Genomic DNA, 23,382 nt, shown 5'->3' with positions numbered 1-23,382 from the left:
TCACCCGATTCCAGGGATGAGGCGCACCAGCAGGTCGATCAGCCAGATCCCGAGGAAGGGGCTGACGATCCCGCCGAGGCCGTAGACGAGCAGGTTGCGGCGCAGCAGGGCCGAGGCCGACGACGGCTTGTACCGCACGCCGCGCAGGGCCAGCGGAATCAGCACGACGATGATCAGCGCGTTGAAGATGACGGCGGACAGGATCGCCGACTTCGGCGTGGCCAGGTGCATGATGTTCAGCCCGCCCAGCTGGGCGTAGATGCCGGTGAACATCGCGGGCAGGATCGCGAAGTACTTCGCGAGGTCGTTGGCGACGCTGAACGTCGTCAACGCGCCGCGGGTGATCAGCAGCTGCTTGCCGATCTCGACGATCTCGATCAGCTTCGTCGGGTCGCTGTCGAGGTCGACCATGTTGCCGGCCTCCTTCGCGGCCGACGTGCCGGTGTTCATCGCGACGCCGACGTCGGACTGCGCGAGCGCCGGGGCGTCGTTGGTGCCGTCGCCGGTCATCGCGACCAGCCGCCCGCCTTCCTGCTCCTGCTTGATGAGCGCCATCTTGTCTTCGGGCTTGGCCTCGGCGAGGTAGTCGTCGACACCCGCGTCCGCGGCGATGGCCTTGGCGGTGAGCGGGTTGTCGCCGGTGATCATCACCGTTTTGATGCCCATCGCGCGCAGTTCCTTGAAGCGTTCCTTCATACCCGGCTTGACGACGTCGGACAGCCGGATCACGCCGCGCACCACGGTGTTCTCGGCGACGACCAGGGGCGTGCCGCCCTGGGCGCTGATCTCGTCGACCACCTTCTCGGTCTCGTCGGGGAACTCGCCGCCGTTGTCGCGCACCCAAGCGCGGACCGCACTCGCGGCGCCCTTGCGGATTCGCCGGCTCCCGATGTCGAGGCCGCTCATCCGCGTCTGCGCGGTGAAGGGCACGAACTCACCGTGCTCGTCCTGGCCCGCGTAGTCCGCGGTCAGCTCGACGACGCTACGTCCCTCGGGGGTTTCGTCGGCCAGGCTGGCCAGCCGGGCGGCACGCGCGAGTTCGTCCGGAGTGGACGATCCGACGGGGATCAGCTCGGTGGCGCGGCGGTTGCCGAAGGTGATCGTGCCGGTCTTGTCGAGCAGCAGCGTCGAGACGTCGCCGGCGGCCTCCACCGCGCGGCCGCTGGTCGCGAGGACGTTGCGCTGCACCAGGCGGTCCATGCCCGCGATGCCGATGGCGCTCAGCAGCGCACCGATCGTCGTCGGGATCAGGCAGACGAGCAGGGCGGTCAGCACGATCACCGACTGCTCGCTGCCGGAGTAGCGGGCCATCGGCTGCAGCGCCACGACGGCGAGCAGGAAGATGATCGTGAGCGTCGAAAGCAGGATGGTCAATGCGATCTCGTTCGGCGTCTTCTGCCGCGAAGCGCCTTCCACCAACGCGATCATGCGGTCCACAAAGGATTCGCCGGGCTTGGTCGTGATCTTGACGACGACCCGGTCGCTCAGCACCGTCGTGCCGCCGGTGACCGCCGACCGGTCGCCGCCGGACTCGCGGATGACCGGGGCCGACTCGCCGGTGATGGCCGACTCGTCGACGGTCGCGATGCCCTCGACGACGTCGCCGTCACCCGGGATCACCTGGCCCGCCTCGACGACGACCAGGTCGCCGATCTTCAGCTCGATCCCCGGGACCTGCTCCTCCCCGGATTCGGTGAGCCGGCGGGCGACGGTCTCCTTCTTCGACTTCCGCAGGGATTCCGCCTGCGCCTTGCCCCGCCCTTCGGCGACGGCTTCGGCGAGGTTCGCGAACAGGACCGTGAACCAGAGCCAGACGGCGATCAGGATGGTGAACACGCTCGGGTCGGTGACCGCGAAGACGGTGGTGAGCGCGGAACCCACCCACACCACGAACATCACCGGGTTGCCGAGCTGGTGCTTGGGGTTGAGCTTCCGGAAGGCGTCGGGCAGCGACGTCCAGAGCTGACGCGGGCTGAACACCCCGGCGCCGACTCGTCCGGCGGGTTCGACAGGAGTCACCTGAGGTCGTTCATCGGTGACGGTCATGCGAGTGCCTCCGCGATGGGCCCGAGCGCGAGCGCCGGGATGAAGGTGAGGGCCGCGACGAGCACCACCGTGCCGGTGAGCATGGTGGCGAACAGCGGCCCGGTGGTGGGCAGGGTCCCCGCGGTTTCGGGCACCTTGCTTTGCGCGGCCAGCGAGCCGGCCAGGCAGAGCACGGCGAGGATCGGCACGAACCGGCCGATCGCCATGGCGACGCCGAACGACGACTGGAACCAGTCGCTCGTCGCGGTCAGGCCGCCGAACGCGCTGCCGTTGTTGTTGCCGGTGGACGCGTAGCCGTAGAGGATTTCGGACAGGCCGTGCGCGCCGCCGTTGCCCAGCGCGCCCGCCGTGCCCGGCAGCAGCAGCGCGATCCCGGAGCCGAGGAGCACCACGGTCGGCATCGCGAGCATGGCGATCGCCGCGCAGGTGACCTCGCGCTTGCCGAGCTTCTTGCCCAGGTACTCCGGCGTGCGCCCGACCATCAGGCCGGCCAGGAACATCGCGATGATCGCCATGACCAGGATCCCGTAGAGGCCGGTGCCGACGCCGCCGGGCGAGATCTCGCCGTAGAGCATGTTCAGCAGCGGGCCCCCGCCGCCGAGGCCCGAGAGACTGTCGTGGGCGCCGTTCACCGCGCCGGTCGACGTACCGGTGGTGGTGTCGGCGAAGATCGACGTCAGCCCGATGCCGAACCGCTGCTCCTTGCCTTCCATGCTCGCGCCCGCGGCCAGCGCCGCCGGGTTGCTCGCGGTGGCCTCGGAGAACCAGATGATCGCCAGCGACGCGGCCCACAACAGGCTCATCACGCCCAGCAGGACGTACCCCTGCTGGGGTTTGCCGACGAGCTTGCCGAACGCGCGGGTCAGGCTGACCGGGATCACCAGGATCAGGAACAGCTCGACGAGGTTGCTCCAGACGTTGGGGTTCTCGAAGGGATGCGCGGAGTTGGCGTTGAGGATGCCGCCGCCGTTGGTGCCGAGTTCCTTGATCGCCTCCTGGCTCGCCGCGGGCGCCAGGGCGATCGTGCTGTGGCTGCCGTCGGGGTCGGTGACGGCGACGCCGGCTTTGAGGCTCTGCACCACGCCGAGCGCGACCAGCACGATCGCGAAGACGAACGCCATCGGCAGCAGGACGCGAACCGTACCGCGCGTGAGGTCCACCCAGAAGTTGCCGAGCCGGTCGGTCTTCGCGCGGACGAACCCGCGCGTCACCGCGATCGCCACGGCCAGGCCGACACCGGCGGACAGGAAGTTCTGCACGGTCAGCCCGGCCATCTGCACGAAGTGGCCCATCGTCGTCTCGGGGACGTAGGACTGCCAGTTCGTGTTGGTGACGAACGAAACCGCCGTGTTGAAGGCGACGCCCGGGCTCACCGAGCCGCGGCCCAGGTTCCACGGCAGGAGCGGCTGCAGCCGCTGCAGCAGGTAAAGCAGGACGATCGAGACGAACGAGAAGCCGAGCACACCCGCGGCGTAGGTCGGCCACCGCTGTTCGGAGTCCGGGTTGACGCGGAAGAGCTTGTACAGGCCCTTTTCCAGCTTGGAGTGCTTCTCGGTGGAGAAGACGCGCGCCAGGTAGTCGCCGAGCGGTTGGTAAACCGCGGCGAGGGCGGCGAGGAGGAGGCCGAGCTGGATGAGCCCGGCCGCGGTGTCGGACATCAGAATTTCTCCGGCCTGATCAGCGCGACGAACAGGTAGACGAGCAGACCCAGCGCCAGCAACCCGCCGACGACGTTGGCCACGGTCCCGGCGCCGCTCACAGCTTTTCCAGCCCGCGCAGCGCCAGTGCGAGCACCACGAATACGCCGATCAGCAGGACGGCGTAGAGCAAGTCGGCCACAGGCACCTCTCAAGACGGGTCACCGGGTTCGGTGACCGGACGCGTTCACTGTGCGGCCGGGAAACCCCGCGCAGGCGCGAGGCTGACGGCCTCTTGATGCCTTCCCGACACCCATTTACGCGGTCTTTATGGCCGGTGGCGGGCGTCACGCAAACGTTTGCCCAGTACTCACCGTATGCAGTTGGTTAGTGACTCGCGACACAACGAGTGACCGAACAAGTGCGGAACGTGCAATTCGGGCAGACAAGATCTTCGGGCCGTGTTACACCTGTGTTACCGATAGTTGTATCGGCTAAGCAAATCTAGGGAGGGGTCCATATGTGCGGTATCGCCGGCTGGGTTTCCTACGACGCCGACCTCACCCGCCGCCAGGACGTGGTCGACGCCATGACGGAGACCATGGCCTGCCGCGGTCCGGACGGCGTCGGCACGTGGGTGCGCACGCACGTCGCGCTCGGGCACCGGCGGCTGGCCATCATCGACCTGCCCGGCGGCCGTCAGCCGATGTCCGTGCACACGCCGAACGGCGACGTCGCGATGGTCTACAGCGGTGAGGCCTACAACTTCATCGAGCTGAAGGAAGAGCTGACGAAGCTCGGCCACAAGTGGGAGACCGACAGCGACACCGAGGTCGTCCTGCACGGTTACCTGCAGTGGGGCGACGAGGTCGTCGACCACCTCAACGGCATGTACGCCTTCGCGATCTGGGACGAGCGCGACGACCGCCTCGTCATGATCCGCGACCGGATGGGCATCAAGCCGTTCTACTACTACCCGACGCGCGACGGCGTGCTGTTCGGCTCGGAGCCGAAGGCCATCTTGGCGAACCCCCTCGCGAGCAAGGTCGTCGACACCGACGGCCTGCGCGAGCTGCTGGCGTTCACCAAGCGACCCGGCTGGTCGCTGTGGAAGGGCATGGAGGAGGTCCAGCCGGGCACGATCGTCACCGTGTCCCGCGAGGGCATCCGCACCCGCACGTACTGGAAGCTCGACGCGAAGCAGCACACCGACGACCAGGAGACCACGGTCGCCCGCGTCCGCGAGCTGATGACCGACATCGTGCACCGCCAGCTCGTCGCGGACGTCCCGCGCTGCGTGCTGCTGTCGGGCGGGCTCGACTCCAGCGCCGTCACCGGCCTCGCCGCGCCCCACCTCGCCGAGCAGGGCGAGCAGCTGCGGACGTTCTCCGTCGACTTCTTCGGCCAGGAGGAGAACTTCAAGCCGGACGAGATGCGGGACACCGCGGACTCGCCGTACATCCGCGACGTCGCGGAGCTGGTCGGGTCGGCGCACCAGAACGTCATGCTGAACCCGGCGGAGCTGAGCGACCCGGCGGTCCGGCGCGCGGTGCTGAAGGCCCGCGACATCCCGGCCGGCCTCGGCGACATGGACACGTCGCTGTACCTGCTGTTCAAGGCGATCCGCGGCGAGTCGACGGTGGCGCTGTCGGGCGAGTCGGCCGACGAGGTGTTCGGCGGCTACCGCTGGTTCCACGACGAGAAGACCGTCAACGCGGACACGTTCCCGTGGCTGGCGTTCCGCACGTCGATGATGGACGACCGGGCGTCGCTGTACACGACCGAGCTACGGCAGAAGCTGAACCTGGAGTCCTACATCGGGGACCAGTACGCCACGGCGGTTTCCGCGGTCGACCACCTGGACGGCGAGTCCGCGGTGGAAGCGCGGATGCGGACCATCTGCAACCTCCACTTGACCCGCTTCGTGCGGATGCTGCTCGACCGCAAGGACCGCGCGTCGATGGCGGTGGGCCTGGAGGTCCGCGTGCCGTTCTGCGACCACCGGCTGGTCGAGTACGTCTACAACACGCCGTGGTCGCTCAAGACGTTCGACGGCCGGGAGAAGAGCCTCCTGCGGCACGCGACCAAGCACGTGCTGCCGGAGTCGGTGGCCCAGCGGGTGAAGAGCCCGTACCCGTCGACGCAGGACCCGGGCTACGCGGCGGCGTTGCAGCAGCAGACCAAGGAGGTCCTCGCGGACCCGGGTCACCAGGTGTTCGGCCTGGTGGACAAGGCGTGGGCGCACCGGGTGTCCGAAGTGGACCCGGCAACCATGAACCCGGCGGCGCGGGTGGGCCTGGACCGGCTGCTCGACCTGTACCACTGGATCGAGATGTACCAGCCGACGCTCGAGCTCGACTGAGGTTCTCGTAGTCCCGGCGCTTGACCTCGAGTGCCCTTGAGGTGTGAGGCTCGGGGCATGAAGGTGCTGCTGTTCGGCCGCAACCCGGCCACGGTCTCGAGGGTGACGGCGGCGCTGTCCGCGGCGGGTTTCGCCGCGGACGGCGTCGCTTCGGAGGAAGCCGCGTTGTCCCGGCTCGGTGTGGTCGACGCGCTGGTGCTGGGCGCGGGGGTGGTGGGCTCGTTGCGGGAGCGGCTGGTGGCCGCGGCCGTGCGGCACGGGGTCCTGTGGGTGCAAGGGCCGCACATCCTCCCCGAGCGGGATGCGCGGGAGTACGTCCGGACGGAGATCCTGCCGAAGCTGCGGCCCTCTCGCCGGGCCCGTACGTCATGAACGACGCGTTCATGACGTCCGGCGACAGGGCCCCGGCAAAGTCGGTGGCCGGGTCTGGCTCGGCGGTCATCCGGCGGCATCGGCGGACGCGGTGGCGTCCCGAATGAGTCATTCAGGTCTTGGGAGGTCCTGAATGACTCATTCAAGACCTTTGAGTCGTTCGTGACGTCGGCAGCCGCTTCAGCCGAGGGCGCAGCTCCGCGCAGACTTCGTCGCCCTCGGTGGTGAGGTCCGCGCCGAGCCCGGCCAGCAGCGATCGGGCGCCGTGGTTGTCCGGCGGCCGGCCACCGGCGCCATCACTTCGAGGGGGTCGGCGCCGGCCACGGCCGCGTCCAGCAGCCGGGCCAGCGCGATTTCGTCGAGCGGTGTCAGCTTGATCAGCGCCGGACCTCCCGCAGCTTCACCGGACGTCGTTCGCGGCGGGACAGCTCGCACGCCTCCGCGATGTAGAACGCCTCCAACGCGTCCGCCGCGACGCACGGTGAAGGTGCCCGGCCCGCGACGACGTCCAGGAATGCCCGCAGCTCGGTCGTGTACGCGGGCCGGAACCGCTCCATGAACCCTGGGTAAGCCGGTCCCGGCAGCGGCGCCACTCCCGGCTCCACCGAGCGCAGCGGCGCCCGGTCGTCCAGGCCGACCACGACTCCCGACACCGAACCCAATGCCTCGAGCCGCACGTCGTAGCCCGCGCCGTTGTAGCGGGTCAGGGACACCGTCGCCAGCGTGCCGTCGTCCAGGGTCAGCGTCGCCGCCGCCGTGTCGACGTCGCCCGCGTCCCTGAAGAAGTGCTCGCCGCGGTTCGCTCCGATCGCGTAGACCTCCGAGACCTCGCGGCCGCTCACCCAGCGGATGATGTCGAAGTCGTGCACGCCGCAGTCGCGGAACAGCCCGCCCGAGTGGGCGACGTACTCCGCCGGCGGCGGTGCCGGGTCGAACGTCGTCGCGCGCAGCGTGTGCAGCCACCCCAGCTCGCCCGATGCCACCGCCGCCCGGGCCGCCGCGTAGCCCGCGTCGAAGCGGCGCTGGAAACCGATCTGGACCGGGACGTCCGACGCGCCGATGCGGTCGATCACGGCGAGGGTTCCGGGGATGTCCGCCGCGACCGGCTTTTCGCAGAACACCGGGATGCCCGCGTCGACCGCCGCGATGATCAGGCCCGGGTGCGCGTCGGTGGCGGCCGTGACGACCAGGCCGTCGAGCCCCGCGGCGAACAGCTCGTCGAGGGACGCCGCCTCGACACCCAGCTTCGCGGCGGCGGAAGCGGCGCGCGCGGTGTCGACGTCGGCCACGACGACCGACTCGACCTCCTCGAAGCCCTTCAGCGTCTCCGCGTGCGCGGTGCCGATCCGGCCGGTGCCCGCCAGTCCCAACCTCATCGTGGTGCTCCTCCTGTCGCAGAAAATCCGGCGGTGGTCGCCCGGACCACCAGGGACGGGTGCAGCAGGTGCCGGACCGGCTCCGTGCGCTCCCCGCGGACGCGTTCGACCAGCGCTTCGAAGGCCAGCCGGCCCATCTCGGTGCGCGGTTGGTCCACTGTGGTCAGGGAAAGGTGCCGCAGCGCGGCCAGCGAAGTGTTGTCGTAGCCGACGACCGAGACGTCCTCGGGCACGCGCAACCCCGCCTCTTCGAGAGCCGAGATCGCGCCGACGGCGTTGAAGTCGTTGCCCGCCACCAAACCCGTGGGCAGCTCAGCGCGCGAGTACGTCGCCAGCAACTCCCGCACGGACTTCTCACCGGCGGTGTCGGTGTGCTCGCTGCGCACGACGATCGGCTCCAGGCCGTGCCGCCGCATCGCCGCCTGGAACCCGCGACGGCGCTGGGCTGCCCCGGCTGCGCCACCGCCGTCGAGGTGGGCGATGCGCCGGTGCCCGAGGCCGGCGAGGTGGTCGACGGCCAGCGCCGACCCCGCTTCGCCGTCGTCGTTCACGGTGTCCACACCGGACGCTCGCGACGTCCGTGACACGAGCACCACCGGGCACTGCCGGGCCGCGGCTTCGATGGCCGACGCGGGCACGACCGGCGAAAGCAGGATGACGCCCGCCGGACGGAAGGAAAGCAGGCTGCGCAAGGCGTTCCCCTCGCGCGCGGGACTGCGGCCGCCGGTGTTGAGGACGAGGTCGAAGCCCGCGGCCTGCGCGGCCGCGTCCAGGCCCTCGACGACGTCGGCGAAGAAGGCGTTGCGCAGGTCGTTGACCATCACACCGAGCACAGTGGACGTCCGGCTGGCCAGGGACCGCGCCATGACGTGCGGCTGGTAGCCGAGTTCTTCGGCCGCACGCAGTACAGCAGCGCGCCGAACGTCCGAAACCTTCGGTGAATTCCTCATCACCAGGGAGACCAGTGCGCGGGAAACCCCCGCCCGCGCGGCGACGTCCTCCATGGTCGGACGCATGACCGCACCTCCCCTGATCACCGGAAACTCGGCCTTGACTTGCTGTGACGGACGCTACAAGATTAGAGCGCTCTAATCAATAGAGCGCTCCAACGGACCAACGGAGGCCCCTTGTGACAGCGAGGATCCGCGTGGCCGCCGCCCCGATCTCCTGGGGCGTCTGCGAAGTCCCCGGCTGGGGCCGGGTGCTGGACGCGGCGACCGTGCTCGGCGAGATGGCGGAGCTGGGCGTCCAGGCGACCGAGCTGGGCCCGCCCGGGTACCTCCCGCGCGACCCGGCGGAGCTGCGGGAGCTGCTCGGGAAGCACGACCTGACACTCGTCGGCGGCTTCCTCGCCGTCGTGCTGCACGAAAGCCAGGAGAACGCGCTCAAGGAAGCCGAGGAGTCGGCGGCGCTGTTCGCCGCGTGCGGTGGCGACGTCCTCGTGCTCGCCGCCGCGACCGGGATCGACGGCTACGACGAACGCCCGAAGCTCACCGACGCCGAATGGGCGACACTCGTCGAAACCGCCGGGAAGATCCGTGACATCGCCGCAGCTCACGGCCTGCGCACCGTGCTGCACCCGCACGTCGGGACGCACGTGGAGCAGCAGGCCGAGGTCGAGCGCTTCCTCGCCGATTCCGATCTCGGCTTGTGCCTCGACACCGGGCACCTGATGATCGGCGGGACGGATCCGGTCGAGCTGGCCAAGCGGTATCCCGAACGGGTGGGGCACGTGCATCTCAAGGACGTCCGAGAAGACCTCGCGGCCGAGGTCCGCGCGGGACGGCTCGGCTACACCGACGCGGTCGGGCGGGGCATCTACACCCCGCTCGGCGAGGGGGACGTGGACGTGGCGTCGATGGTGCGCTCCGTCCAGGCGGCCGGCTACGACGGCTGGTACGTCCTCGAACAGGACACCGCCCTCGGCGACTCGAGCCCCGACGACACACCGCGCCGGGACACCGAGCGCAGCCTGGCCCACCTCGCGAAGATCATCGACTCCCTCTAATCGGTCCCAAAGGAGTGACTGTGTTCTCTATCAAGAAACTGGCCGGAGTGGCGGCGATCGCCGCCACCGGGCTGGTGCTCGCCGCGTGCAGCGGCCCGAGCGCCGACAACTCGACCAGCAGCTCGAGCGCCCCGTCCGCCGCGGCCCCGAGCACGGGCGGCCCGCTGAAGATCGCCGTCGTCACGCACGGCACCTCCGGTGACGCCTTCTGGAACGTCGTGAAGAACGGCGCCGAGCAGGCCGGGAAGGACCTGAACGTCGGCGTCGACTACTTCGCCGACGGCGACCCCGGCAACCAGGCCCGGCTGATCGACAACGCCGTCGCGCAGAAGGTCAGTGGCCTGGTCGTCTCCATGGCGAACCCGCAGGCGCTGCAGACATCGATCCAGAACGCGGTGAAGGCCGGCATCCCGGTCGTCACCATCAACTCCGGTGAGGACTCCAGCGCGGCGTTCGGCGCGATCGCGCACGTCGGGCAGAGCGAGGGCCTCGCGGGCCAGGGCGCCGGCCAGCGCCTCAAGGCGGCCGGCAAGACGAAGCTGCTGTGCGTCATCCACGAGGCCGGCAACATCGGCCAGAACCAGCGCTGCGACGGCGCGAAGCAGGCCTTCGGCAACGTCACCACGCTGCAGGTCGACATCTCCAACCCGACCGACGCGCAGGCGCGGATCCGCGGCGCGCTGCAGTCCGACCCGTCGATCGACGCGGTGCTGGCGCTGAACTCGCAGGTCGCGGCCCGTGCGGTGAGCGCGGCGAAGGAGGCCAGCTCGAAGGCGCAGGTGGCGACGTTCGACCTGAACGCCGACGTCGTGGCCGCCATCAAGGACGGCAGCATCCTCTTCGCCGTCGACCAGCAGCAGTACGAGCAGGGCTACCTGCCGATCGTGTTCCTCAAGCTGTACAAGGAAAACGGCAACACCATCGGCGGCGGCCACCCGGTGCAGACCGGCCCCGGCTTCGTCGACAAGACCAACATCGACACCGTGGCCCCGTACGCGCAGCGCGGCACGCGCTAAGGGGACGTGATGACCGCAGCGATCCAGGCGCAACCCGACGAACGCGTGGGGAAGAAGAGCCTGACCGACCGGCTGGTCGTCCGGCCGGAGATCGGCGCGCTGCTCGGCGCCGTGCTCGTGTTCGTCTTCTTCTCCGTCGTCACCAGCCAGTTCCTCAGCCCGCTGGGCGTGGCGACCTGGCTCGACGACTCCTCGACCCTGGGCATCATGGCCGTCGTGGTCGCGCTGCTCATGGTCGGCGGTGAGTTCGACCTCTCGGCCGGCGTGATGACGGCGTCGACGTCGCTGGTCACCGCGATCCTGGCGACGCAGGCGGGGTGGAACGTCTGGCTCGCGCTGCTGGTCTCGCTGGCGTTCGCGCTCGGCGTCGGCGCGTTCAACGGCTGGTTGGTGATGAAGACCGGCCTGCCCAGCTTCATCGTCACGCTGGGGTCGTTCCTCGCCCTGCAGGGGCTCAACCTCGGCGTGACGCGCTGGGTGACCAACACCGTTCAGGTCTCGGGCATGCGCTCGACCAGCGGTTACGAGTCCGCCGGCGGGCTGTTCGCGTCGACGTTCAGCATCGGCGGCACCGAGTTCCAGTCGTCGATCATCTGGTGGATCGTCGTCACGGCGATCGCCGCGTGGCTGCTGGTGCGCACCCGCTTCGGCAACTGGATCTTCGCGGTCGGCGGGTCGCAGGTGTCGGCCCGCTCGGTCGGCGTGCCGGTGGTGCGCACGAAGATCCTGCTGTTCATGGGCACCGCGCTCGGCGCGTGGCTGGTCGGCTCGATCAACATCCTGCGCTTCGCGAGCGTCCAGGCGAACCAGGGCATCGGGCTGGAGTTCCAGTACATCATCGCGGCGGTGATCGGCGGCTGCCTGCTCACCGGCGGGTTCGGCTCGGCGGTGGGTGCGGCGATCGGCGCGCTGATCTTCGGCATGGCGCGTCAGGGCATCGTGTTCGCGCAGTGGAACAGCGACTGGTTCATGTTGTTCCTCGGCATCATGCTGCTGGCCGCGGTCCTGGTGAACAACGCCTTCCGGCGCCGCGCGGAAAGGGTCCGTCGATGAGCCTCATCGAAGTCAGGGACATCGGGAAGACCTACGGCAGCGTCATCGCGCTGCGCGATGTGTCCACTGTGGTCAACGCCGGCGAGGTGACCTGCGTGCTCGGCGACAACGGCGCCGGGAAGTCCACGCTGATCAAGATCCTGGCCGGCGTGCACCAGCACGACCGAGGCGAGTTCCTCGTCGACGGCGAGCCGGTGCGGTTCGCCTCGCCGCGCGAGGCCCTCGATCGCGGCATCGCGACCGTGTACCAGGACCTCGCCGTGGTGCCGCTGATGAGCGTCTGGCGGAACTTCTTCCTCGGCTCGGAGCCGACGACCGGGTTCGGGCCGTTCAAGATGCTCGACCGGAAGAAAGGCCGCGAAACGACCAAGAAGGCGCTGTTCGACATGGGCATCGACCTGCGGGACGTCGAGCAGCCGGTCGGGACGCTCTCCGGCGGTGAACGCCAGTGCGTCGCGATCGCGCGGGCGGTGTACTTCGGTGCGAAGGTGCTGATCCTCGACGAGCCGACGGCCGCGCTGGGCGTCAAGCAGGCCGGAGTGGTGCTCAAGTACGTCGCGCAGGCTCGTGACCGCGGGCTCGGCGTCGTGCTGATCACGCACAACCCGCACCACGCCTACCCGGTCGCCGACCGGTTCCTGCTGCTCAAGCGGGGTGCGCCGCTCGGTTCGTACGAGAAGAAGGACATCGACATCAACGAGCTGACCCGGCAGATGGCGGGCGGTGCGGAACTGGAAGCCCTGGAGCACGAGCTGCGGCAGGTGGAGAAGGCGTGAGTCTCGAAGCGCTGACGATCGGCCGGGTGGGCGTCGACCTCTACCCCGAGCAGAGCGGCGTCCCCCTGGCCGAGGTCAGCACGTTCGCCAAGTCGCTCGGCGGGACCGCGACCAACGTCGCGGTCGCCGCCGCGCGGCTCGGCCGGCGCACGGCGGTGCTGACCAAGGTCGGCCCGGACGGCTTCGGCGACTACGTCCGGCAGGCCCTCGAGGGCTTCGGCGTGTCCCCGGCGCACGTGGGCACTTCCGAAGATCTCCAGACACCGGTGGTGTTCTGCGAGCTGAACCCGCCCGCGGACCCGCCTCTGCTGTTCTACCGCTCCCCCATCGCGCCCGACCTCACGCTCACCGACGAGGACGTGCCCTGGGACGTCGTCGAGTCGGTGCCGCTGCTGTGGGTCACCGGCACCGGCGTCTCCGCCGAACCCGCCCGCGCGACCCAGCGGAAGATCCTCGAAACCCGGGGACGCCGCGAGCACACCGTCCTGGACCTCGACTACCGGCCGATGTTCTGGCCGGACGTCGAAAGCGCGCGAACCGAGATCGGCTGGATGCTCGACCACGTCACGGTGGCCGTGGGGAACCGCGCCGAGGTGGAGGTCGCCGTCGGCACCGCGGACCCGGACGCCGCCGCGGACCGCATGCTCGAACGCGGCCTGCGGCTCGCGGTGATCAAGAAGGGCGCCGAAGGTGTCCTGGTAGCGACTCCGGACGGCCGCTCGACAGTGTCGCCGCAGCGCGTCGAGGTCGTCTGCGGGCTCGGCGCGGGCGACGGATTCGGCGGCGCGCTGATCCACGGGCTCCTGTCGGACTGGGACCCGGTGCGGATCGCCGAGTACGCGAACGCCGCGGGTGCGCTCGTCGCGTCCCGCCTGGCCTGCGCCGACGCGATGCCGACCGCCGGGGAGATCGAGGAGTTGCTGTGACTCTGCCCGATGGCGCCTCAGCGGGAGCGAGTGCTTCGGCGCTGCCCGACGAGCGCTGGCGCGACCTTTTGCACACCCGCGCCACGAACCCGGGCGCGGTCCGGCAGGCGTACGCGACCCGCAAACGACGTCCGCAGCTACTGTCCGACCAGGGCACGCTGTTCCTGGTCGCAGCCGACCACCCGGCTCGAGGGGCGCTGGGTGTGGGCGAAGACCCGCTCGCGATGGCCGACCGGCGGACCCTCCTCGACCGGCTGCTCGTCGCGCTGGCGAACCCGGCCGTCGACGGCATCCTGGGCACCCCGGACATCGTCGAAGAGCTGCTCCTGCTCGGCGCCCTGCACGACAAGGTCGTCTTCGGGTCGATGAACCGCGGCGGCCTCGCCGGCGCGGACTGGGAGATCGACGACCGCTTCACCGGCTACGACGCCCGCACCCTCGTCGACTGCGGGCTCGACGGCGGCAAGATGCTGCTGCGGCTCGTCGACTCCGACCCGGGCACCATCCCGACGCTGCAGGCCTGTGCCGACGCCGTCACCGACCTGGCCGCGTACGGGCTGGTGGCGATGGTCGAACCACTCCCCTACACGCGCTCAGAGGGCAAACTGGTGCTGCAGAAGGATCCTGCGTCGTTGGCGCGGGCCGTCACGGTCGCGTCCGGGCTCGGGACGACGTCCGCGCACACCTGGCTGAAGCTGCCGTCGACGGACTCGGCGGCGGTACTGGGCGCGACGACGCTGCCGGTGGTCGTGCTCGGCGGCGTGCCGTCCGGCGACCCGGCCGCCGACCTGGCTTCGTGGGGCCGGACGCTGCGCCACGACGTCGTCCGCGGCCTGGTCGTCGGCCGCACCCTGCTCTACCCGCCCGACGGCGACGTCGGTGCCGCCGTCGAAGCCGCCGCGAAGGTCTTGGAGGCCGCCAAGTGAGCAAGCTGCACCGTCCACTCGGGACACTGTCCGACGACGCCGACCCGGTCCGCCTGACCCCCGACACCGCGGGCTGGACCTACAGCGGCCTGCGCGTGCTCTCCCTGGCTCCCGGCGAAGTGCGGATCCTGCACACCGGCGAGTTCGAAGCATTCGTGCTGCCTCTCGCCGGATCGGCGACGGTGCGCGTCGACGGGCAGGTTTTCGAACTCCGGGGCCGGGACTCGGTCTTCACGCGCGTGACGGACTTCGCCTACGTCCCACGCGAGGCGGAAGTCGAGTTGTCGACAGTCGATGGTCTCGAGGTCGCGCTGCCGATGGCGCGCTGCACCCGCCGTCTCGAAGCGAAGTACGGACCTGCCGAAGAAGTCCCGGTCGAGGTGCGCGGCGCCGGGCAGGCGACGCGGCAGGTGACCAACTTCGGCGTGCCCGGGGTGTGGGACCACGCCGACAAGCTCAACGCGTGCGAGCTGATCACGCCGGGCGGCAACTGGTCGTCCTACCCGCCGCACAAGCACGACGAAGCGAGCGAGTGCGAGGTCGTCAACGAGGAGATCTACTACTTCCGCGTCGCCGGCCGCGACGGGGTGACGCCGTCGCGCGAGGGGTTCGGCCTGCACCGGACGTACACACTCGACGGCGAGCTGGACGAAGACGTCGCCGTGCGCGACCACGACGTCTTCCTCATCCCGCGCGGCTTCCACGGACCGTGCGTGGCCGCGCCGGGCTACCCGATGTACTACCTGAACGTCCTGGCCGGGCCGGCCGACGAGCGGTCGATGGCGTTCTGCGACGACCCCGCGCACGGCTGGGTCCGCGAGACGTGGGAGTCGCAGGAGCTGGACCCGCGCTGCCCGGTGACGAGCCACGAAGGACGTGTCCAGTGAAGCTGACGACAGCGCAGGCCCTGGTCCGCTGGATCCTCGCGCAGCGGTCGGAAACCCTGGACGGGCGCGAAGTCCCGCTCTTCCCCGGCGTCTTCGCGATCTTCGGGCACGGCAACGTCCTCGGCCTCGGCACGGCCCTGGAGGAGCACCGCGGCGAGATCCCGGTATGGCGCGGGCACACCGAACAGGGCATGGCACTCGCGGCGGTCGGGTACGCGAAGGCCACGCACCGGCGGCAGGTCGGCGTCGTGACGTCGTCGATCGGGCCGGGCGCGCTGAACATGGTCACCGCGGCCGGGGTCGCGCACGCGAACCGGCTGCCGGTGCTCCTCCTGCCCGGCGACACGTTCACCAGCCGCGCGCCGGACCCGGTGCTGCAGCAGATCGAGCCCTTCGGCGACGCGACCGCGACGGTCAACGACGCCTTCCGCGCGGTCAGCCGCTACTTCGACCGGATCACCCGGCCCGAGCAGCTGATCTCGACGTTGCCGCAGGTCGCACGGGTGCTCACGGACCCGGCGGAGAGCGGGCCGGTGGTCCTGGCGCTGCCGCAGGACGTCCAGGCGGAGACGTACGACTTCCCGGACGCGCTGTTCGAACCGGTGACGCACCGGCCGCTGCGGCCGCGTCCGGACCGGCGCTCGGTCACCGAGGCGGCAGGGGTCCTGCGATCTTCGAAACGTCCGTTGCTCGTGCTCGGCGGCGGCGTCCGCTACTCCGGGGCCGGGCGACGCGCGCTGGACTTCGCCGAGCGGCACGGGATCCCGCTGGTGGAGACGACCGCCGGCCGGACGCTGGTGCCGCACTCGCACGCCCTGCACGCCGGACCGTTGGGTGTCACGGGCTCGACGTCGGCGAACGTCCTCGCGGCCGCGGCCGACGTCGTCCTGGCAGTCGGGACGCGGCTACAAGACTTCACGACGGCGTCGTGGACGGTCTTCTCCCCTGACGTCCGCCTGGTCGCGCTCAACGCGGCCCGGTTCGACGCGGTGAAGCACGGTGCCTTGTCGGTCGTCGGGGACGCCGACGCCGGGTTGGTCGACCTGGGCGCCCAGCTGGAGAGCTGGCGGGTCGACCCGGCGTGGACGTCGCGAGCCGCGGGCGAGCGGGCTTCCTGGGACGCGCACGTCGACTCGCTGCGCTCGGCTGCCGCCGAAGTCCCGTCTTATGCCCAGGTCGTCGGTGTGGTGAACGACCTCTCGGCGCCGGACGACTACGTCATGACGGCGTCCGGCGGGTTGCCGGGCGAGCTGATCGGGGGCTGGCGCGGGTCCGGCTCGATCTCGATGGACGTCGAGTACGGCTTTTCGTGCATGGGCTACGAACTGTCCGGTGCGTGGGGCGCGGCGATCGCGCATCCGGGCCTGGTGACGACCCTGCTGGGCGACGGTTCGTACCTGATGCTGAACTCCGAGCTGTTCTCGGCCGCTTTCGCGGGTCACCCGTTCGTCGCGGTCGTCTGCGACAACGACGGCTACGCGGTCATCGCGCGGCTTCAGGAGGGGCAGGGCGGGAAGCCGTTCAACAACTTCTACGCCGACTGCACGACTTCGCACGCTTCGCCGCCGCGAGTGGACTTCGCACGTCACGCGGAATCGCTGGGCTGCCTCGTGTTCACGGCGTCCGATGTGGACTCACTGCGCACTGCCTACGCCCAGGCTCGCGAAGCAGCGGTGTCGGAACGGCGCCCGGCCGTGGTCGTCGTGAAGACGCAACCGTCGTCGTGGACCGAGGCCGGCGCGTGGTGGGAGGTCGGCGTGCCCGAGCACCTGGCCGGGCGCGACGAGTACGACCGGGCCAAGTCAGGGCAGGTGCGCTACCTGCGTTCCTAGGTTCGCCCGGACGCGAGGCCGCAGGGTGAACCCGCTGGGCTTGAGCGTCAGCGACTCCACGATCTTGAGTTCGTAGGAAGGATCGACCTCGAGGTCGTAGCGCTGCAGCACCATGCCCAGCGCCAGCACGGCTTCGTGCAGCGCGAACTGGCGGCCGATGCAGGCGCGCTCACCCGTCCCGAACGGCTTGTACGCCTGCGCCGGCCGCTTCTTCACCGCGGCGGGGTCGAACCGGTCCGGGTCGAACCGCTCGGGGTCCGGCCAGACCGCGGGATCGCGGTGCACCAGGGGAAGCGGCACGATCACCCAGTCGCCCTTGCGCATCCGGTACTCGCCGCCGAGCACGACGTCTTCGCGTGCTTCGCGGGAGTAACCCGGCGCGGTCGGCCAGAGCCGCATCGCCTCGTCGAGGCAGCGACGCACGTAACGCAGCTTCGCGACGTCCGAGAACGCCGGCTCGCGGTCGCCCCACACCGCGTCGACCTCGGCGCGGGCCTTCGCCAGCAGCTCGGGGTGACGCGTCAGGTAGTACAGCGCGAACGACAGCGCGCCGGACGTCGTCTCGTGGCCCGCGACGACGAACGTGATGGCCTGGTTGCGGATGTTCACCGGGTCCAGCCGCTCCCCCGTCTCCGGGTGGCCCTCGGTGAGCATCAGGCCGAGCAGGTCGCGGCTCTCCTCGCCGTCCTGGCGACGGGCTTCGATGACCTCGTCGACGAGGTTCGTCATGGTCGCGATGTCGGCCCGGTTCTGCTCGGCCGTCCCGGCGAACGCGCGCCGTACCAACGGCAGCTTGACGTTCTGCAGCTGCGCGTACCGCAGCGAGCGGATCATCGCCGTGACGAACGGGTGCGGTTCGCTGCGCTCGAACGAGCCGAACCGGTAGCCGAACCCGGCGAGACCGATCGTCTCCAGGGTCAGCCGCGTCATGTCGGCGGCGACGTCGACCGGCCCGCTCGCGGCGTCCCAGCGCGTGACCAGCTCGCGCGCGACGTCCAGCATCACCGGGTGGTAGCGGCGCATCGCCTCGGCGGAGAACGCCGGCTGCAGGATGTCGTGCGCGAGCCGCCAGTTCGGCTCGTGGGTGTGGGCGGTGAACAGCCCGTCGCCGGCGAGCGCGCGCAGGTTCTCGATGCCCATGCCGACGTGCTTGCCGAACTTCGTCTCGTCGTTCAGCTCGGTGACCAGGTCGACGCCGCCGACGAAGACGATCTCGAAGCCGAAGATCTTCCGGGTGAAGATCGGCCCCAGTCGTTCGCCGATGCGCAGCGTGTCCTGCAGCGGCGTGCGCGGGTTGGCGCCGATCAGGTCGCCGATCACCGGCAGCCGGCCCGGCCGGTGCGGAAGCCCGGTGGTGTCCACGGCGTACCCCCTATTGAACTCGTATCCAATAGGGTCACGATCCCCCGCTACTGAACCCGTGTCAAGTAAGGTCGGGGGATGCGGACGAGGCTGAGCACCGAACAGCGGCGCGAGCAGCTCCTCACGATCGGCGCCGGGTTGTTCGCGAAGCGGCCGTACGACGAGGTGTGGATCGAGGAGGTCGCCGAGATCGCCCAGGTCTCCCGCGGCCTGCTGTACCACTACTTCCCCACCAAGAAGGACTTCTTCGCTTCGATCGTCCGCGCGCAACGCGACCAGCTCCTGGAAATGAGCGAGCCCGACCCGGCGCTGCCCGTGGCGGAGCAGCTGCGGGCCGGGCTCGACGTGTACCTCGAGTTCGCGCGCACCCACCCCGACGGCTACCGGATCGTGCACCGCGCCGCGAGCGGTGCCGACCGCGAGATCCAGGAGATCCGCGAGGCCGGGATGGCCGCGAACGCGGCCCGCATTCTGGACGCGGTGAGCCTGTTGACCCCGGCGACCGAGGTGACCCGGCTGGCCGTGCGCGGCTGGCTCGCGTTCGTCGCGACGACGATCCTCGAGTGGCTGGACCAGCCGACAGTCACCCAGGAAGAGCTGCGCGACCTGTGCGTGCGGACGTTGTTCGCGGCGGTCGGCGTCACCCCGTGACGGCCGGCGACGCGGCACCTTGCGCGAGCTTCCGCGGAGTGCCGGAACCGTCCGCCGGGACCGCCCAGACGGCGTTGTCCAGCCCGTAGAGGACAGTGTGGTCGTCCTGCCACAGCGCCTGGTCGTCGACGCTCTTCTGCTCCGCCAGCTCGGTTTCCTGCATCGTCTCCAGGTCGAGGACCGACAGCCGCCAGACGCCTTCGCTCACCTTCTTCTTGAAGGCGACGCGGGTGGCGTCCGGTGAGAGCGACGGGCACTCGACGTTCTCCCTGACGACCTTCCCGCGGTAGCGCCGGTAGTCGGCTTCGACGAGGTAGGTTTTGCCCTTGCTGCCGAGGGTCGCGTAGAAGCGGTTGCCGTCCGGGGCGAACGTGATGCCCCAGTAGTTGACGTCCGCGGCGAAGTACCGCTTGTCGCCGGCGAACACCGGAAGCTCCTCGATCGTCTTGACGAGCCGTCCGGTGTCGACCTCGTACAGCCCGGCGCGCGTCGAAAAGCCGGTCTGCGCGTACGAGTCGCCGGTGACGAACAGCGTCCAGTAGACACGCTTGCCGTCCGGGGAGACCCGGGCGCGGCTCGGTGTGCCGGGCAGGCTTTCGGTGTGGCGGACGGCGAGGTGGTCGTCGAGGACGAGGACGTCGGTCACCGCCGGAAGCGTCCCCGGCTGCACGGCCAGGCACACCGCGGTCTGCTTCGCCACCGCGAAGCGATCACACTTCAGGCCGCTGAGCTGGGGTTTCTTCGCGCTGCCATGGAGTGGCACCGCGCCGACGCGGCCGGTCGCGGTGTCGCGGAACAGCAGCTGACCGGGGCTCAGCGTGAGCTGGGCGGCCGGTTCGGCGTCCGCGGTGTCGTGGCGGGCGCTGACGGTGTAGACGACGGCCGCGGCGATCAGGAGCGCCGTGCCGAGCAGGGCGAGGACGAGTTTCTTCACGGGCGCACCGGTTTCACGAGAGCGGCGGCGAGGGCGACGACGGCCAGGCAGACCGCGGCGACGAGCACCGCGGGCCGCAGGTCCCAGAGCGTCCAGGCCAGTCCGAAGAGGACGGACGAGAGCATGCGGGCCACGGCCTGCCCCGTCTGCACGACGGCCATCCCGGTGGCCCGGAGTTCACGCGGAATGAGCGGGCCTGCGGCGGCCATCAGGACGCCGTCGGTGGCCGCGTAGAACACACCGTGCAGACCGAGCGCGACCACCGCGAACACCAGCGCGGCGGGCCCGCAGAGCAGCACGAGCGCCAGGCACAGCGCGACGTGCCCGCCGAGGAACACCGGCCAGCGGCCGACGCGGTCGGCGAGCTTGCCGAGCGGCACGGCCAGCACCAGGTAGACCCCGGCGGTGCCCAGCGGCAGCAGCGGGAAGAACGTCGCCGCGATCTCCCAGCGTCGCTGGAGCGCGAGGTAGACGAACGAGTCGCCGACCGTCACCAGGCCGAGCAGGGCGGCCCAGATCGTCACGCGCCGGAAGTCGCTCTGTTTGAGCAGACCTGCCGCCGTTCGCAGCGACACGGCGGCGCGGTCGACACCGCCGGGGTGGTCCCGGACGAACAGGGCGAGCAGCAGCACGGCGATCGCCGCGACGCAGAAGCTGGTGAAGAACACGCTGGTGTAGCTGCCGAGGCTCAGGGCGAGCACCGCCATCGCGACCAGCGGGCCGAGGAACGCGCCGACGGTGTCGAGCGCGCGGTGCACGCCGAACGACCGGCCGAGCGCGTCCGGCGTGCTGCTGAGGGAGATCAGGGCGTCGCGCGGGGCGGCGCGCAGGCCCTTGCCGGTGCGGTCGGCGGCGAGGACGACGCCGATCGCCGCGACCGACGAGCCGGCCGCGACCAGGCCGAGCTTGCACACCGCGGACAAGCCGTACCCGAACCCGGCGACGGCCTTGAGCCGCCGCCACCGGTCGGCGAGGTGCCCGCCGAGGACCCGCACGAGGGCGGTGGCGCCCGCGTAGAGCCCGTCGAGCAGCCCGAACTGCAACGGGTTCAGGCCGAGGCCGAGCACCAGGTAGAGCGGGAGGACGGCGGTGACCATCTCCGAAGAGACGTCGGTGACCAGGCTGACCATGCCGAGCGCCACCACGTTGGCGGAGACGCGTTTCAGCGCGGGTTTCCGGTCGGTGCCGGCCGCCAGGTCCGAGGTACGGCTTGCCGCGATGTACATGCCCGTCCTCCTACTGGTGGCAGGTGTAGGTCGGGCTGCTGTCGAGGACCTTGCCGTCGACGCCGATGAGCTGCGACTGGAACGAGGTGTCCGTCATCGACAGCTTGAGCACGCCGAAGGTCTTGAGCAGCTTGGCGGTCGTCGCGTGGGCCGGGCTCAGGTCGTAGAGGTTCGCGCCGCCGGAACCGCCGACGATCTCGACCGGGCCGTTCGCATCCGCCTTGCCGTCGGCGTTCTGCGGCACGAACCGCTCGTAGTCGTGGTCGTGGCCGTTCAGGACGAGGTCGACCTTGTTGGCGGTCATGATGTTCCACAGCTCGACGCTGTCCGGGTTGTCGCCGTGGTCACCGGAGCTCCACCGCGGGTGGTGGTAGTAGGCGGCGACGCAGCCCTTCTTGTTGTTCGCCAGGTCCTGCTTGAGCCAGGTGATCTGGGGCGGCTCGGCGAGGTCGTCGTGGGTGACGAAGTCGTTGGAGTCGAGGGCGATGAAGTGCCAGTTGCCCATTTCCCAGCTGTAGTACCGCTTTCCCTGCGGCTTGGCGACGGCGCCGAAGTAGTCCTCGTAGCCCTTGAACGGCGTGTCGTCGTAGGACTCGTGATTGCCCGGGATGGGGTGGGTGATGGTCTTGAACTTGCCCCACGTCTTGTCGTAGTAGGACTTGAAGTCCGAGAGGTGCGCGTCGTCGTACTGGTTGTCGCCCATGGTGATCACGGCCGCGGGCTTCATGTTCTCGACGAGCTTCGCGGTCTTCACGTGGGCACAGCTCGAACTGCTCGAGGTGCAGCGCTCGGCGATGTCACCCGCGGCGGCGAGGACGAAGCCCGTTCCGCTGCCCGCACTGGTCTTCACGGTGATCGGCGTGCTCGGGCTCGACAGGTTTCCGGCGGCGTCGCGCGCACGGACGGCGTAGGAGTAGCCGGTGTCGGGCGTGAGGCCGGTGTCGGTGTAGGACGGGGTGGTGCTGGTGGCGACGGCGGTGCCGTCACGCAGGATGTCGTACCCGGCGACGCCGACGTTGTCGGTGGCGGCGCTCCAGGTCAAAGCGGCGCTGGTGGCGGTGGTCGTGCCGGCGGCGAGCCCGGCCGGGGTGGTCGGGGCCTGGGTGTCACCGGAGGAGTCCGTGGAGCCGAAGACCTGCATCTCCCAAAGGGAGTAGCCGTAGCTCGTCGCCCGGGTGACGCCGACGAAGCGGACGTACCGGCCGTGGGCGTTCAGGGTGAGGTCGTCGGTCTTGCCATCACCGTTGTCGACGGTGGTGGCGGCGGCGAAGTTCGTGCCGTCGTCGGACACTTCGATGCGGTACTTCTTGGCGTAGGCGGCTTCCCAGTTGAGAAGGACGCGATGGATCGCGGCGGACTGGCCGAGGTCGATCCGCAGCCACTGCGGGTCGGCGCCTTCGACGCTGGCCCACCGGGTGGTGCTGCTGCCGTCGACGGCCTTCGTGCCGGCGTACGACGAGCTCTCGACGGTGGAGGTCGCGACGGGTTTCCCTTGGGAGAGCAGAACATCGGCTTGCGGGGTACTGGCCGCGGCGATCGCTCCCGGCAACAGGGTGATCGCCGCTACCAAGGGGGTGAGGCGGGTGAATGTTCGTAGACGGGTCGACGGCACGTCGCGCTCCTTCTGGGCCTGGCGGTGGCTGGTGGGCTGCGGCGTCGGTGAACGGAAGTTGAACTGTTAGGAAAGTTTCCTAACTAAGCAGACTGTATCGGTGACCGGTTTCGGCTGACAAGACGTGTCTTGTCGTTGAATCGGTCAAGAGGGTGAGTTTCTCCGGGTTTCCGCTGCTCAGCACGGTTTCCGGTGAGCGGAGCACTGTCCCGTGCCGCGGGATGGGTACCGCAGACCCCCGACCTTTCCCGGTTTTGTCGGTGGTCGCGGGTAGCATGGGAACCGGGGGCAGCGCCCAACACCGCGCGCCCGCTTCCCTTATTTCACAACGAAAATCTCACCCGGCAGCGCGGCCAAGCTTCACCCGATTCAGCGATGAT

Annotated in this window: 20 protein-coding genes; 11 read left to right on the top strand and 9 right to left on the bottom strand. The window is 69.9% G+C overall.

Annotation, left to right across the window (positions count from 1 at the left end):
- Genes kdpB through kdpF form a run of 3 tightly spaced genes read right to left on the bottom strand, consistent with a single transcriptional unit; the run spans nucleotide 1 to nucleotide 3,805 of the window.
- Entirely contained in the window at nucleotides 1–2,046 is a 2,046-nt protein-coding gene (gene kdpB / locus AB0M59_RS23090; protein WP_364618062.1) for a potassium-transporting ATPase subunit KdpB, read from the bottom strand.
- Nucleotides 2,043–3,704: a potassium-transporting ATPase subunit KdpA gene (kdpA, locus tag AB0M59_RS23085; RefSeq protein ID WP_364618060.1), complete on the bottom strand. Its 1,662-nt coding sequence runs from the start codon at nucleotides 3,702–3,704 to the stop codon at nucleotides 2,043–2,045. Before kdpA ends, kdpB begins: the two co-directional genes overlap by 4 nt.
- Nucleotides 3,704–3,805 carry a K(+)-transporting ATPase subunit F gene (gene kdpF / locus AB0M59_RS23080; protein ID WP_247062298.1) on the bottom strand — a complete coding sequence of 34 codons (102 nt, stop codon included), beginning with the start codon at nucleotides 3,803–3,805 and terminating at the stop codon, nucleotides 3,704–3,706. Before kdpF ends, kdpA begins: the two co-directional genes overlap by 1 nt.
- Nucleotides 3,806–4,203: 398 nt before the next feature.
- On the opposite strand from kdpF, the gene asnB reads away from it, so the two are divergent.
- Together asnB and AB0M59_RS23070 are read left to right on the top strand one after the other, a co-directional pair.
- Nucleotides 4,204–6,045 carry an asparagine synthase (glutamine-hydrolyzing) gene (gene asnB, locus AB0M59_RS23075; protein WP_364618058.1) on the top strand — a complete coding sequence of 614 codons (1,842 nt, stop codon included), beginning with the start codon at nucleotides 4,204–4,206 and terminating at the stop codon, nucleotides 6,043–6,045.
- 57 nt (nucleotides 6,046–6,102) lie between these two features.
- Nucleotides 6,103–6,417 (top strand): hypothetical protein, encoded by a 315-nt coding sequence (locus AB0M59_RS23070; RefSeq protein WP_364618056.1) that lies wholly within the window; start codon nucleotides 6,103–6,105, stop codon nucleotides 6,415–6,417.
- Between the two features lie 377 nt (nucleotides 6,418–6,794).
- Here AB0M59_RS23070 and AB0M59_RS23065 read toward each other — a convergent pair whose 3' ends face one another.
- Both AB0M59_RS23065 and AB0M59_RS23060 read right to left on the bottom strand, forming a co-directional pair.
- Nucleotides 6,795–7,793 carry a Gfo/Idh/MocA family oxidoreductase gene (locus tag AB0M59_RS23065; protein ID WP_364618054.1) on the bottom strand — a complete coding sequence of 333 codons (999 nt, stop codon included), beginning with the start codon at nucleotides 7,791–7,793 and terminating at the stop codon, nucleotides 6,795–6,797.
- Entirely contained in the window at nucleotides 7,790–8,809 is a 1,020-nt protein-coding gene (locus AB0M59_RS23060; protein WP_364618052.1) for a LacI family DNA-binding transcriptional regulator, read from the bottom strand. The genes AB0M59_RS23065 and AB0M59_RS23060 overlap by 4 nt, the downstream gene beginning before the upstream one ends.
- 113 nt (nucleotides 8,810–8,922) lie before the next feature.
- Here AB0M59_RS23060 and AB0M59_RS23055 point away from each other — a divergent pair, with 113 nt between their 5' ends.
- From AB0M59_RS23055 to iolD, 8 genes are read left to right on the top strand one after another with little or no spacing between them, the layout of a single operon-like run.
- The gene (locus tag AB0M59_RS23055) at nucleotides 8,923–9,801 is read left to right on the top strand and encodes a TIM barrel protein (protein ID WP_364618051.1); all 879 of its coding nucleotides are present in this window, start codon (nucleotides 8,923–8,925) and stop codon (nucleotides 9,799–9,801) included.
- Between the two features lie 20 nt (nucleotides 9,802–9,821).
- Entirely contained in the window at nucleotides 9,822–10,817 is a 996-nt protein-coding gene (locus tag AB0M59_RS23050) for a sugar ABC transporter substrate-binding protein (protein WP_364618049.1), read from the top strand.
- A 9-nt stretch (nucleotides 10,818–10,826) separates the two neighbouring features.
- On the top strand, nucleotides 10,827–11,870 hold the full coding sequence (locus AB0M59_RS23045; RefSeq protein ID WP_364618047.1) for an ABC transporter permease: 1,044 nt from the start codon (nucleotides 10,827–10,829) through the stop codon (nucleotides 11,868–11,870).
- Nucleotides 11,867–12,646: an ATP-binding cassette domain-containing protein gene (locus AB0M59_RS23040; protein WP_364618045.1), complete on the top strand. Its 780-nt coding sequence runs from the start codon at nucleotides 11,867–11,869 to the stop codon at nucleotides 12,644–12,646. The genes AB0M59_RS23045 and AB0M59_RS23040 overlap by 4 nt, the downstream gene beginning before the upstream one ends.
- The gene (gene iolC, locus AB0M59_RS23035; protein WP_364618043.1) at nucleotides 12,643–13,572 is read left to right on the top strand and encodes a 5-dehydro-2-deoxygluconokinase; all 930 of its coding nucleotides are present in this window, start codon (nucleotides 12,643–12,645) and stop codon (nucleotides 13,570–13,572) included. Before AB0M59_RS23040 ends, iolC begins: the two co-directional genes overlap by 4 nt.
- Complete coding sequence (locus AB0M59_RS23030; RefSeq protein ID WP_364618041.1) at nucleotides 13,569–14,498, top strand: aldolase; 930 nt, start codon at nucleotides 13,569–13,571, stop codon at nucleotides 14,496–14,498. Before iolC ends, AB0M59_RS23030 begins: the two co-directional genes overlap by 4 nt.
- Nucleotides 14,495–15,385, top strand: a complete 891-nt coding sequence (iolB, locus tag AB0M59_RS23025) for a 5-deoxy-glucuronate isomerase (RefSeq protein ID WP_364618039.1) — start codon at nucleotides 14,495–14,497, stop codon at nucleotides 15,383–15,385. Before AB0M59_RS23030 ends, iolB begins: the two co-directional genes overlap by 4 nt.
- On the top strand, nucleotides 15,382–17,217 hold the full coding sequence (gene iolD / locus AB0M59_RS23020; RefSeq protein WP_364618037.1) for a 3D-(3,5/4)-trihydroxycyclohexane-1,2-dione acylhydrolase (decyclizing): 1,836 nt from the start codon (nucleotides 15,382–15,384) through the stop codon (nucleotides 17,215–17,217). The genes iolB and iolD overlap by 4 nt, the downstream gene beginning before the upstream one ends.
- Here the strand turns inward: iolD and AB0M59_RS23015 are convergent.
- Complete coding sequence (locus AB0M59_RS23015) at nucleotides 17,188–18,579, bottom strand: cytochrome P450 (protein WP_364618035.1); 1,392 nt, start codon at nucleotides 18,577–18,579, stop codon at nucleotides 17,188–17,190. The two genes, iolD and AB0M59_RS23015, sit on opposite strands and share 30 nt — an antisense overlap.
- Before the next feature lie 78 nt (nucleotides 18,580–18,657).
- Between AB0M59_RS23015 and AB0M59_RS23010 the strand changes: the two genes are divergently transcribed.
- Nucleotides 18,658–19,230 carry a TetR/AcrR family transcriptional regulator gene (locus AB0M59_RS23010; RefSeq protein ID WP_364618033.1) on the top strand — a complete coding sequence of 191 codons (573 nt, stop codon included), beginning with the start codon at nucleotides 18,658–18,660 and terminating at the stop codon, nucleotides 19,228–19,230.
- Here the strand turns inward: AB0M59_RS23010 and AB0M59_RS23005 are convergent.
- Genes AB0M59_RS23005 through AB0M59_RS22995 form a run of 3 tightly spaced genes read right to left on the bottom strand, consistent with a single transcriptional unit; the run spans nucleotide 19,220 to nucleotide 22,960 of the window.
- Complete coding sequence (locus AB0M59_RS23005) at nucleotides 19,220–20,164, bottom strand: hypothetical protein (protein WP_364618031.1); 945 nt, start codon at nucleotides 20,162–20,164, stop codon at nucleotides 19,220–19,222. The two genes, AB0M59_RS23010 and AB0M59_RS23005, sit on opposite strands and share 11 nt — an antisense overlap.
- Nucleotides 20,161–21,390 carry an MFS transporter gene (locus AB0M59_RS23000; protein ID WP_364618029.1) on the bottom strand — a complete coding sequence of 410 codons (1,230 nt, stop codon included), beginning with the start codon at nucleotides 21,388–21,390 and terminating at the stop codon, nucleotides 20,161–20,163. Before AB0M59_RS23000 ends, AB0M59_RS23005 begins: the two co-directional genes overlap by 4 nt.
- A 10-nt stretch (nucleotides 21,391–21,400) precedes the next feature.
- The gene (locus AB0M59_RS22995; protein WP_364618110.1) at nucleotides 21,401–22,960 is read right to left on the bottom strand and encodes a discoidin domain-containing protein; all 1,560 of its coding nucleotides are present in this window, start codon (nucleotides 22,958–22,960) and stop codon (nucleotides 21,401–21,403) included.
- Between the last annotated feature and the right edge of the window lie 422 nt (nucleotides 22,961–23,382).

Source organism: Amycolatopsis sp. NPDC051371, from assembly GCF_040682155.1.
Lineage (GTDB): Bacteria > Actinomycetota > Actinomycetes > Mycobacteriales > Pseudonocardiaceae > Amycolatopsis.
This window is presented reverse-complemented; position numbering and strand designations above follow the sequence as displayed.

Bases quoted from the DNA above. Each gene is read 5' to 3' on its own strand.
- kdpB (WP_364618062.1), bottom strand. From the start codon at position 2,046: ATGACCGTCACCGATGAACGACCTCAGGTGACTCCTGTCGAACCCGCC.
- AB0M59_RS23065 (WP_364618054.1), bottom strand. From the start codon at position 7,793: ATGAGGTTGGGACTGGCGGGCACCGGCCGGATCGGCACCGCGCACGCG.
- asnB (WP_364618058.1), top strand. From the start codon at position 4,204: ATGTGCGGTATCGCCGGCTGGGTTTCCTACGACGCCGACCTCACCCGC.
- kdpA (WP_364618060.1), bottom strand. From the start codon at position 3,704: ATGTCCGACACCGCGGCCGGGCTCATCCAGCTCGGCCTCCTCCTCGCC.
- AB0M59_RS23070 (WP_364618056.1), top strand. From the start codon at position 6,103: ATGAAGGTGCTGCTGTTCGGCCGCAACCCGGCCACGGTCTCGAGGGTG.
- AB0M59_RS23045 (WP_364618047.1), top strand. From the start codon at position 10,827: ATGACCGCAGCGATCCAGGCGCAACCCGACGAACGCGTGGGGAAGAAG.
- AB0M59_RS23060 (WP_364618052.1), bottom strand. From the start codon at position 8,809: ATGCGTCCGACCATGGAGGACGTCGCCGCGCGGGCGGGGGTTTCCCGC.
- AB0M59_RS23000 (WP_364618029.1), bottom strand. From the start codon at position 21,390: ATGTACATCGCGGCAAGCCGTACCTCGGACCTGGCGGCCGGCACCGAC.
- AB0M59_RS23010 (WP_364618033.1), top strand. From the start codon at position 18,658: ATGCGGACGAGGCTGAGCACCGAACAGCGGCGCGAGCAGCTCCTCACG.
- AB0M59_RS23040 (WP_364618045.1), top strand. From the start codon at position 11,867: ATGAGCCTCATCGAAGTCAGGGACATCGGGAAGACCTACGGCAGCGTC.